This is a genomic window from Paenibacillus allorhizoplanae (genome assembly GCF_927798215.1).
Classification (GTDB): Bacteria; Bacillota; Bacilli; order Paenibacillales; family NBRC-103111; genus Paenibacillus_E; species Paenibacillus_E allorhizoplanae.
In genome coordinates this window covers 36373-48493 of sequence record NZ_CAKMMW010000016.1, presented here as the reverse complement: position 1 = coordinate 48493, position 12121 = coordinate 36373, and the positions used below count along the sequence as shown (strand labels likewise).

Annotated in this window: 8 protein-coding genes; all 8 read left to right on the top strand. The window is 42.4% G+C overall.

Annotated elements, in window-relative coordinates:
• Positions 1 to 3: 3 nt before the first annotated feature.
• Positions 4 to 900: a carbohydrate ABC transporter permease gene (locus tag L6I86_RS22955; RefSeq protein ID WP_236290863.1), complete on the top strand. Its 897-nt coding sequence runs from the start codon at positions 4 to 6 to the stop codon at positions 898 to 900.
• A 117-nt stretch (positions 901 to 1017) separates the two neighbouring features.
• On the top strand, positions 1018 to 2676 hold the full coding sequence (locus L6I86_RS22950; protein ID WP_236290763.1) for a type 2 periplasmic-binding domain-containing protein: 1659 nt from the start codon (positions 1018 to 1020) through the stop codon (positions 2674 to 2676).
• Positions 2677 to 2700: 24 nt separating this feature from the next.
• Positions 2701 to 4944, top strand: coding sequence for a GH32 C-terminal domain-containing protein (locus tag L6I86_RS22945; protein ID WP_236290762.1), 2244 nt, complete (start codon positions 2701 to 2703; stop codon positions 4942 to 4944).
• A 36-nt stretch (positions 4945 to 4980) separates the two neighbouring features.
• Positions 4981 to 5949: a carbohydrate kinase family protein gene (locus L6I86_RS22940; protein WP_236290761.1), complete on the top strand. Its 969-nt coding sequence runs from the start codon at positions 4981 to 4983 to the stop codon at positions 5947 to 5949.
• Positions 5936 to 7411, top strand: coding sequence for a glycoside hydrolase family 32 protein (locus tag L6I86_RS22935; RefSeq protein WP_236290760.1), 1476 nt, complete (start codon positions 5936 to 5938; stop codon positions 7409 to 7411). Before L6I86_RS22940 ends, L6I86_RS22935 begins: the two co-directional genes overlap by 14 nt.
• 195 nt (positions 7412 to 7606) lie before the next feature.
• A complete protein-coding gene (locus tag L6I86_RS22930; protein ID WP_236290759.1) occupies positions 7607 to 8614 on the top strand; it encodes a substrate-binding domain-containing protein in 1008 nt (335 codons plus the stop codon).
• 38 nt (positions 8615 to 8652) lie between these two features.
• Complete coding sequence (locus L6I86_RS22925; RefSeq protein WP_236290758.1) at positions 8653 to 10257, top strand: response regulator; 1605 nt, start codon at positions 8653 to 8655, stop codon at positions 10255 to 10257.
• Between the two features lie 12 nt (positions 10258 to 10269).
• Entirely contained in the window at positions 10270 to 12048 is a 1779-nt protein-coding gene (locus L6I86_RS22920; protein ID WP_236290757.1) for a sensor histidine kinase, read from the top strand.
• The last annotated feature ends 73 nt before the right edge of the window (positions 12049 to 12121 follow it).

The window sequence follows — 12121 nt, the reverse complement described above, 5'->3', positions numbered from 1 at the left end:
GGCATTCACCTTATGATTACAGCAAAAAGCACTGCTGATAAATGGTTCGACACTTTAAACATTCTAGTATTGAGTGGCTTTGCGCTGCTCATATTGTATCCGCTATATTTCGTAGTTATAGCTTCCGTCAGTGAGCCCGATCATATTTATGCCGGCAAAGTGTGGATTTGGCCCAAAGGTTTTACGCTTGAAGGTTACAGCAGAATTTTATCGGATCCCCAGATCTGGACAGGATATGGAAATTCTATTATCTATGCAGCTGCAAGCGCGCTGATCAGTGTTGCTCTAACGATAGGAGCCGCATATCCGCTTTCTCGTAAGGATTTTTATGGGCGTAATGTGTTTATGCTGTTTTTTGTATTTACGATGTTTTTCTCTGGCGGCTTAATTCCTACCTATTTGTTGGTCAAAAAGCTGGGTATGGTGGATACAATTTGGTCAGTCATTTTGCCATCAGCCGTGGATGCATTCGGAATTATTATTGCCCGGACGTTCTTCCAATCCACCATACCGGATGAACTTAGGGAAGCGGCATTCATGGATGGCTGCAAGAATACACGATTTCTTTGGAGTATAGTTATTCCTTTATCCAAACCGATCATTGCTGTGCTAGTGCTGTTTGCGGTTGTTCGGCAGTGGAACGGATTCTTTGATGCATTAATTTATTTGGAAAATGAAAAACTGTATCCTCTTCAGCTAGTTTTGCGTAATATTCTGGTCCAAAGCCAGCCAATCGGCGACATGGTGTCGGATATTGACTCACTTTTAGCTAAACAAAGGGTTTCGGAACTAATTAAATATGGGGTTATTCTCATTGCTGCAGGACCATTGCTCATTTTATACCCATTCTTGCAGCGCTACTTCGTTAAAGGTGTTCTAATTGGATCTGTAAAAGGTTAGAGATGCGAAGGCAAGCATTAGAGGAGGTGGTGGCGGTCTTGCGGTGATATTAAAAGAGTGCATCTAAGGATCAGTCATACATCTTAACGGTTACATATAAAGAGGAGGGTATCGAGAATGAAGAAAAAATTAACGACAATAACGATGGTGACGATGAGTTTGAGTCTGGTACTGGCAGCATGCAGTGACAAAACGCCTGAGGTAAAAGATACGGTAACCCCACAAAACAGCGAGAAAGCGGCAGCCAAGAACTTTAACGAAAGCGGTTACCCGATCGTAAAAGATAAAGTAACAGTGAAAATGGTATCACCGAAAGCTCCACTTGCACCGAATTACGGAGAAATGGAGATCTTCAAACGTCTGGAAGAACAGACCAACGTGCATGTGGAATGGGATAATGTGCCGGAAGCGAACTACAACGATAAGAAGAACATTCTGCTTGCAAGCTCTAACTTACCAGATGTCTTCTACGGCGCTCGATTCACAGATAACGATTTGATGAAATACAGCAAAGACGGCACGATTATTCCCATGAATGACCTTATCGATAAGTATATGCCTAACGTGAAGAAACTGTTTGAAAAAAGACCGGAGCTGAAAGCATTCGTTACTGCCCCCGACGGAAAAATTTACTCCCTTCCTGTGGCGGAAGAGCTGGGCAAAGGGCAAGCTGGCATCGGTTCGAATCCGGATTTTCTCTTCTTGAACAAAGCATGGCTGGATAAGCTGAGTTTGAAGATGCCTGTGAGCATTGAAGAGCTGCACGATGTGCTTAGCGCTTTTAAAACGAAAGACCCTAATGGTAACGGTAAAGCCGATGAAGTGCCGATGTCTTTTATGAATACCTTCTGGACTGGAGATATCGGTTATTTGTTCGGAGCTTTCGGAGTTCCTGACAAAACGTATCAGCCTGGCGATAACTCGTTTATTGAACACTTGAATGTGAAAGACGGCAAAGTGAATTATGCGGCAACCGATCCCAAATACAAAGAAGCAGTCTCCTATTTTCACAAATGGGTTGAAGAGGGCCTTATTGATAAAGATTCCTTTACTTTCAACAACAATCCAGCTCCTTACTTTGCAAAAGGAAAAACGAAGGATGTTACGTTAGGCTCCTACCTCTGGTGGGAAGAGACGGAAATTGTCGGACCGGACCGCGCCAAGGATTATGCGCTCGTACCGCCTTTCAAGGGCATGGTCGTGAAATATAATAATGGCTCTCCTTGGAGTCGTGGAGGTCCTGTCATCACGAAAGTAAACAAAAATCCTGAAATCACAGCAAGATGGCTAGATTTGCAATATGAGCCGAAGATGGCTGCGCAGCTTCATTGGGGACCGATTGGCGTTGCATTCGATGAAAAAGACGGCAAACTTGTACAGAAACCACTTGATGCAGGGGTAGCCGCAGGAGAATTCCGTCAAAAGGTTGCGCCGAACATGACGGGTGTTATCTTGGCTGAGGATTTCCAAAACCTCGTCGCTCCCGAGCCTCGCGCATTGGAAAGAATGAATCGCATCAAGGATACCTTCGTTCCTCAGATGGAAAAAGAGAATTACCCGAGTATTTTCTTTACGCCGGAGGAGCTGGATAAAATCGGTAAAATTAAACCTGATCTTGCCAAGCTGACCAATGAAAAACGCTCCAAATGGTTGATGGAAGGCGGCGTAGAGAAGGAATGGGATTCTTATTTAACAACGCTAAAGAAAATGGGATTAGATGATTTGTTGAAAATCTATCAAGGCGCATTGGACCGCTACAACAAAGCGTCCAAGTAATGAGAAATCAGGAGGTATCCAAGCATGGAACCTATTGCCTATTGGTCCTTCGATGAGGGGCAGGGGTGTTTAGCGCATGAACGAAGTACGAGTAGTAAGGATCAAATTCATTATGCGCTTGCCAAAGGCCGGTTTCAGCCTCCGCAAGATCCGGTTTGGCGGAAAGGCATTCGCGGGTATGCCCTGTTATTTGATGGTTATTCAACATGGCTGCAGCGCTCAGTAGACCAAAGTCCAAGGTTGTCGAAATCGTTGACGATTACCACTTGGATAGCTCCACGCAGCTATGACTTCGGAGATGAGCAGCGCCTAGCAGCGATCGTGAATCAACATGACAGAGAACGCTGCGAGGGTTATGTATTTGGATTATCCCGTCATGGGTCTTGGTCACTCCAGCTTGCGTTAGGCGAAGAGTGGGTGGAGGTCTGGTGCTATGATCACCCGATCCCTAAGGGAGCGTGGTCCTTTGTCTCTGCTACGTACGAAGCTTTAACAGGTCTTATGAAGCTATATTTAAATGGTTGTAAGGTTGCCGAAAAGCAGCTTTCAAAGAAGGATATCGGGATTACTGCAAGTACGGAAGATTTGTTAATAGGACGAAATAATAAGGGGGTTATCTTAGCAGAAGCCTTTACTATGAATATGTTCGACGGATTGATGGATGAGCTTCGTCTCTATGATCTTGCGATGTCTGAGGAGGATATCGCAAGATCATACCGGGATTATTTAAGCGAACACGGCGGGGTTGTACCAGCTATTCCTTACGAACATCTGGCCATTCATAGAGCTAACTTTGCCCAGGATCGGCATCGTCCGCAGTACCATTTGACTTCACCGGGTCATTGGATGAATGAACCGCATGCGCCTATTTATTTCAATGGGCTCTATCACTTGTTCTACCAGTTCAATCCGAATGGCCCTTTCTGGCATTATATCCATTGGGGACATTGGGTGAGCGAGGATTTGGTTCATTGGCGAGATCTTCCGGTTGCTTTAGCGCCAGAGCCCGGTATAGATCCGGACGGGATCTGGTCAGGCAGTGCGGCGTTTGATGAAAATGGATATCCGGCCTTATTTTATACAGCAGGGAATTACGCTTGTTCTCCAAATCAATCGGTAGGTCTTGCTTATACGACTTATCCGCAGGATGGGGATCTAGATTTGAAAAAATGGGTGAAACATTCTGAACCAATTGTTGTTCAGAAGCCTGGAATAGGATACTTTGGTGAATTCCGGGATCCCTTTGTTTGGAAAGAAAATGATACATGGATTATGCTCGTCGGTACGGGAATTGAGGGGAAAGGCGGTACCGCGATGGTCTACCACTCAGAGAACTTAACCGATTGGAAGTTAGAAGGTCCCCTGTATGTAAGCAATTACGAGCAATACCCCTACCTTGGGGTTGTATGGGAGCTTCCTGTACTGCTGCCGCTAAAGCGTGATGGCCAGGAAACAGGTAAACATATTTTGCTAATAAGCCCATGGGGGCCAGAAGCAAAAGTAGAAGTGAATTATTGGATGGGAGAGTGGGATAGCAGCCGTTTCCGCTTTATCCCGGATCATGAAGAACCAAGGCTCATTGATGTAGGTGATTTCCATTTCACTGGCCCAAGCGGTATGGTTGATCCTGTAACAGGAAGATCGCTGCTGTTTACGATTGCTCAAGGTGAGCGAACACCAGAAATCGATTACGATTGTGGTTGGTCGCACGGTGCCGGCATGCCGATCAGTTTGACTGTGCGGGAGGATGGGCAGCTCGGGATTGAACCTATCGAGGAGATGCGTCAACTCCGGGGCGCGCAGCTTCTGAACTTACAAAATGTTAGCTTGGATGAAGCGAATGAGTGCTTGCAGCACATACAGAATGATTCATTTGAGATCGAGCTAACCTTTGGTCCAGGAGCCGTGCACCAATATGGAATTTCGGTCAGACGAACACCAGATGGGGAAGAGGAGACGGTTCTATTCTATGATCAGGATCGCGAGCGACTTGGCGTGAATCGTAATAAATCAACGTTAGATGTGCGTGAACGAACGACAGGCATTCAAGAGGGTTTGCTTGAACTCCATGGAGAACCACTGAATTTGCGGGTGTTTGTTGATCGTTCATTGATCGAGGCTTACGCTAACGGGCAAAAATGCTTAACGACACGCGCCTACCCATCTAGGTTGGACGCGCTAGGTTTACTTTTGCATGGGGAGCGAGACATTCGAATCATGTCTGTGCAAATGTGGGAGATCAAACCGGCATTTCAAGTGTCGGTGTAGAAAAAAGGAAGAGCATATCGGGAGGTAGAGAGAGCGATGTATGATATCGTTGCATTAGGTGAGGTGTTAATCGACTTCACACCAGCTGGGCAGTCAGATTTAGGATATGTTTTATTTGAACGCAATCCAGGAGGCGCGCCAGCCAATGTGCTGGCTGCATTAGCCAAGTGGGGCAAACGGACTGGCTTCATCAGTAAAGTAGGAGCTGACAATCACGGACAGTTTCTAGTGGATACGCTAGAAAATTGCGGTATTCATACGCAGGGCGTAGTAATGAGCAAGGAAGCAAATACGACGCTGGCTTTTGTTCAATTAGATGCAAGTGGCGACCGTTCCTTTAGCTTTTATCGTAAACCAGGAGCTGATACCCTGCTAGCAGAAGATGAAGTACGCTTGGATTTAATCGCGGATTCAAAGTTGTTTCACTTTGGCTCGTTGTCTATGACGAATGAACCCTCAGCTTCCGCGACAAAGAAAGCACTCCTTTTCGCAAAGGAAAATGGCTGCAAGATATCGTTTGACCCTAATTTGCGAATTCCGCTTTGGGACGATTTGGAGCACGCCAAACGTATGATGGAGTTTGGGTTGGCTTATGCTGACTTCGTGAAATTATCCGAAGAAGAGCTCGTATTCCTAACGGGTGTTACGGATCTTGAAGAGGGATCACGCATGCTATATGAGACCTTTGGTACTTCGGTCATCTTAATAACACTAGCAGAAAAAGGAGCTTTCTACCGCTTGGGTCAAAGTACGGGAAGCGTTTGTGGATATGCAGTAGATGCCATAGATGCTACAGGTGCGGGCGACGCGTTTTTTGGCGGTTTTCTTCACGGATGGTTGGATGCAAATCATGACGTTCACACCATGAGCGAATCTGACATTCAGGGCTTGATCAGCTTCGCCAATGCAGCAGGTGCCTTAACCACGACCCGAAGAGGTGCCATCCCGGCGATTCCAAGTCTAGACGAGATACGAAAGGTGACGAAGATTCATGATAACAGCTAACAATCATACACAATTCCGACCGCAGCTTCATTTCTCACCGAAAGATCAGTGGATGAATGATCCGAATGGGATGGTGTTTTATGAGGGGGAGTATCATCTTTTCTATCAATACCACCCCGAAAGTACGGTTTGGGGACCTATGCATTGGGGTCACGCTGTCAGTCAGGATCTGGTTCATTGGGAGCATCTTCCTATCGCGCTTGCTCCTGATGAACATGGCGCTATTTTTTCAGGAAGCGCAGTGGTAGATAAGCATGATACGAGCGGATTTTTTGCCGGAAAATCGGGTCTTGTCGCTATTTTCACACATCATGATACGATACCAGGGACGGATCAAATTAGGCAAAGACAGAGTCTTGCGTTCAGTATGGATCGCGGGCGCACATGGACGAAATATGCAAATAACCCTGTACTTACGGAGGAAGCTCTTCCTGATTTCCGTGATCCCAAAGTATTTTGGTACGTACCTGGGCAAAGCTGGGTAATGGTCATTGCTGCGGGTGACTACGTTCGATTCTACAAATCATCGAATTTGAAAGAATGGACATATACGGGTCAATTTGGATTAGGGCAAGGCTCGCATGACGGCGTTTGGGAGTGCCCGGATTTATTCGAGTTGCCTGTCGACAATGACGTCAACAACACGAGATGGGTGCTTATTGTTAGTATTGGAGAAGATATTAACTTCCCTGAAGGATCCCGTACGCAGTATTTTATTGGGGCTTTTAATGGGGACACTTTTGTTCCTGAGGAATGTCCTGCCCCCCTACTTTGGCTGGATCACGGGAGAGACAACTATGCAGGCGTTACATGGTCAGATGTGCCTGAACAGCAGGGAAGGCGTCTGTTTATCGGGTGGATGAACAATTGGAAATATGCCAACATCATTCCAACTGCCAATTGGAGAGGGGCGATGACGCTTCCTAGAGAGCTAACACTTGCGACAGAATCAGAGGGAGTCCGACTCCATCAGAAGCCGATCCGCGAGCTGGAGGCTAAGAGGCGGAATAAAATAAATCGGGCAGCATTCGAGCTGAGCAATTCCGAAATAACATTAACTGACGGCGATTTATTTGAAATTATTGTTGAATTTGAAATTGGCGATGCCTTAGATTTTGGTTTGAAGCTAAGGTACTCCGAGACAGAAGAAACGGTTGTAAGCTATGGCGTTCAGGAGCAATTGCTGTATATGGATCGAAGTCGTTCTGGAGTTACCGATTTTCATGAACATTTTGCATGCAAGCACAGTGTTGTATTGAAACCGGAGAATGGCATTATTAAAATGCATATTTTCGTAGACCGATCGTCCATTGAAGTTTTTGCAAATGATGGAAAGTGTGTCGTGACAGATCAAATTTTCCCATTATCAACACTAGCAGAAATAAAAATGTACGCGAAAGACGGTACTGTTAGAGTGAAATCGTTAACGATTTACACACTTAATTCCATATTGCTTGATTAGTATTTTTTATGAGAAGAAAGTGCTGCGGATAAGATTGCAAGAACCCCCTTACGGATGAAAGGGGGTTTTGTTTACGAAGTACTTCGATAGAAGTTTTTCTCAATCAGAGTCTTAGAAAACTTAGCATCGTCCTTTATTATTTTTTTAACTGGCAGGTTTCAATTGAAGGTAAATGATTATAGGGGATAGTCTAATATGAAAAGTATTAAAGTAATATCATTAATATTAATTGCTGTTGCTTGGGTTACACTTACCGCTTGCTCTTCAAGTAAAATAACGGTACCTTCAGAAACATCTGAAGAAACGTTAGCACCTTTAGTAACAGAAAAAGCAGTACCTGCAAAAAAAGAGCAAGAAGTAGTGGTAGGATTTACTTTACAAAATTTAAGTAATCCATTCTTCGTTGCGATGTCTAAAGGTGCTACTGCAGGTGCTATGCTGCATGGTGCTGATGTAATCATAGTTAGTGCAGAAGGTGATTTGGCTAAGCAAACAGCTCAAATCGAGGATTTTATTACAAAAAAAGTAAGTGTAATTCTATTAAATGCTGTAGATTCCAAAGGAATAGCGGGTGCTGTTAGCCAAGCTAGAGCGGCGGGTATCCCCGTCATTGCAGTTGACGTAGGTGCAGATGGAGGTGTGAACACGGTTGTAACCTCAGATAACTTTCTTGCTGGAAAATTAGCTGGGGAATATATTGTTAAGCGTTTAAATGGAAAAGGAAATGTTGTTGTCATTGATGGTCCTCCTGTATCTGCTGTAACGGATCGTATCAATGGATTTGAAGAAGCAATTAAAGCGACTCCAGGAATTAGGGTAGTTGCTAAACAGAATGGGTTTGGCAACCGTGAAACATCGGTTACATTGATGGAAACCATTTTACAAGTCAAAGGAAAAGGAAAGATTGACGTTGTATTTGCAACGAATGATCCTTCTGGAGTTGGTGCTAAAATTGCTGTTGAACAAGCAGGCCGCGACAAAGAAATGTTTATTGTTGGTGTAGATGGAGCGCCAGATGCCGTTAGTGCGCTTAAAGAAAAGAAAAGCTTCGTCGCAACCTCAGCACAGTATCCGTTTGAAATGATTAAATTGGCAATGGATGAAGGCTTTAAAGTTCTAAAAGGTGAAAAGGTAGAATCGTTAATTAAAATTCCTGTTGACTTGATTACTCAAGATAATGTGGAAACCTACAAAGGTTGGTAATATTCTTTATCAAATTCGAAAGCATAGTGGTGAAATGTATGTATAAAATTATCATTGCGGATGATGAAGATAACGTTAGGGAAGGAATACGAGATAGTTTAAACTGGAATGAGTTGGGATTTGAGGTGGTTGGCGACTTTGAAAATGGTCGTGAGGTGCTCCAGGCCATTGAACAGATTCAACCTGATGTGGTTTTAACGGATATTAACATGCCGTTGATGGATGGTTTAGAAGTGTCACGCTATCTTTATGAACATTATCCGCAGACAAAAATAATTATTCTTACGGGTTACGATGAATTTGAATATGCTCAGCAAGCATTGAAGCTAAAGGTGCATGATTATATCTTAAAGCCGAATACAGCTGATGAATTATGTCAAATCCTCTCCAAAGTAAAGGCGGATCTTGATGATGAGAATCGTAAGGTGGAGGATTTAAGCAAGCTTAAGCAGCAGCTAAGAGAGAGTTTGCCTCTCGTTAGAGAGCGGTTCTTGAATCAGTTGGTTACAGGAGAACTACGTGAAAGCAAGCTTGAGGATAAGCTTGCCTATTTGGATATTGATTTACCAGGAAGCCATTATTTAGTTGCAGTGATTGATGTAGATGATCACGGGGAACTGCAAAGATTTTATCCCGAAAGCGAGAGTGAACTACTTTATTTTGCAGTGTGTAACATTAGTGGAGAAATTATTACAAGAAAAAAGAACGGACTCGTGTTCCAAAACAATAATGAAAAAACAATTGTAATCCTTTATGACGAGAATGTGGAAATACTCCGTGAAGAAGCAGCTCTAATTTTCGAAGAGATCAACCTATCGGTACGAGATTATCTGAAGTTTACAGTGTCTATTGGTGTGGGAGATATTTGCTCTTCTCTAAATAAAATTCATCATTCTCATAAAAGGGCTTCATTTGCTCTTGATTATCGTTTTTTTCTTGGAAAGAATCGGATCATACATTTTGGCGATACGGAAGGGGGAATGAGTGAAAGAACTCCTTACGATAAACATTGGGAAAGGAAGCTCAATACTACCTTAAAGTCAGGAACTCAGCAAGAGATAGAATTGATCATTGAGAAAATTATTGAAAATCTTAAGGAATCCTATCTGCCAATGGATCGTTGTTATATTCACATACAGCAAATAATCGTCTCGATTTTGGATGTTTTGGATGAGCTTGAGATTCGCGAAACACTTCATAGCACATCTTCCAATCCATTGACCGAAATTTACGGGTTAAAAACACTTGATGAAGTTGAAGATTGGCTGAAAAATTATTGTTTGCAAACCACAGGTTCCATCCTCGAAACAAGAAACAACTTTTGTAAGATGCAAGCTTTAAAGGCAGAAGAATACATAAAGGAAAATTACGCGGATGCGAAAATTTCCATGGATATGGTTTGTAAGTATCTGGTTCTAAGCACAAGTTACTTTAGCCTTATTTTTAAAAACCATACTGGAGAAACATTCATAAGTTATCTTACTCGGATTCGTGTAGAAAAGGCGAAAGAATTACTTAAATGTACGGATTTGAAGACTTATGAAATCGCAAATCGTATAGGCTATGTTGACCCCCATTATTTCAATTTAATTTTCAAAAAAGCGACGGGTATGACCCCGACAGTATATCGCAGAATGGTGTAAAGGGGCGTAAACATGGTAAGAAATCGAATCAAGCACTTTTTTCATTTCAAAAGTATCCAGTCAACCATTGCTGTCGCTTTTTCATGCTTAATTGTGGTCACAATTACGGTGATTGCATGGATGTCTTATCACCTTTCCACAGATGCAGTGAAAAAAAATTCGAGGGATTATACCTATCAGCTTATGGGACAAGTAAGCTCGAATATAGATAGTTACATCAATTATATGGACAATATTTCGCGAATGGTTCTTTCCAATTATGATATTAAAGAGTACCTTTTGAAGCAAGTATATCTTGGTGCAATTGGTAAGGAAGACTTGAAACAGAAAATATCCTTCCAATTGAATACTGTGTTGAATACAAGAAAGGATATTTCGTCAATTCTTATATTTGGTACAAATGGGGAGATTATACCTTACAATGAAAATATTAAACTAAATCCACAAGTGAATCCAACGGTGCAAAGCTGGTATATGAAGGCAATTGAAGCGAAGGGGAAAGTCGTTATTTCTTCTTCACATGTACAAAATATGATTCTTAACGACTATAATTCAGTGATATCCTTAAGTCGTGAACTGAGTAGTGATGTCGGGAATGAAAAGCTTGGCGTTCTGCTTGTAGACTTGAACTATAGTGTCATCAACGATATTTGCAATAAGATTAAACTAGGAAATAGGGGATATGTTTTCATTGTGGACGCAAATGGAAACATTGTTTATCACCCTGAGCAGCAAATGATTAACAAAAATCAGAAAAGTGAATTGATCTCTGAAGTTATGCGTACTCCTGGCAGCAGCTTTGTGACATCAGAAGGTAAAAATAGCCGGATGTACACGATTAAAGCATCGCAAAGCACCGGATGGAAAATTGTCGGAGTCACTTATGTGGACGAATTAGTCTCCAATAAGAATGAGTTGCAAATGTATACTTTTTTTGGAGGTATAGGATTTCTTATCATCGTAGTTTTGCTCTCTATTATTCTTTCCTTACGTATTTCAAGGCCCATTAAACATCTTGAAAGTTCGATGAAAGAGGTAGAGAAGGGGAATTTCGACATTCAGGTTGATATTCAAAGCTCCAATGAAATCGGGCACTTAAGTAATCGATTTAATCGAATGACGACAGAGATCAAGGAACTGATGCTGCAAAATGTGAAGGAACAGGAGTTAAAAAGAAAGAGCGAGTTGCAGGTATTACAAGCTCAAATTAATCCTCATTTTCTGTATAATACGTTGGATTCAATTATATGGATGGCAGAGACTGGAAAGTCGAAAGAGGTTATCCTTATGACAGCTTCCTTAGCAAAGTTATTCCGTTTAAGCATTAGTAAAGGACAAGAATTCCTTTCTATTTTTAACGAAATCGAGCATATTAAGAACTATTTGACGATCCAGAAAATGCGGTACAAATCTAAATTGGATTTTGAAATCAATGTGGATAAGAGTATTCTTTCCTGTAAGCTGATCAAGATTATTTTACAGCCTCTAGTAGAAAATGCCATTTATCACGGAATAAGAAATAATGCGGGGAAAGGTAATATTCAAATAACTGGCATACGTAAGGGGGATCGTATTCTTCTTCAGGTCATCGATAATGGAATTGGTATGTCTCCCGAGGAGATCCAAAACATTTACCATAAAGATCGTACGTCTGCGAAAGGTAGTGGTATCGGCGTGCAAAATGTGGATCAAAGAATCAAGCTCCATTTTGGCGATCTGTATGGGCTGCATTTCGAGAGTGAATTTGGGAAAGGAACTACCGTCAATATTTGGCTGCCAGTCATAGAATAGAAGTAAATATATAGCCCTAGCCTGATTCTTCATAACAGGCCAGGGCTTTTTTGTTCAGTAGAAAAATTTCAAC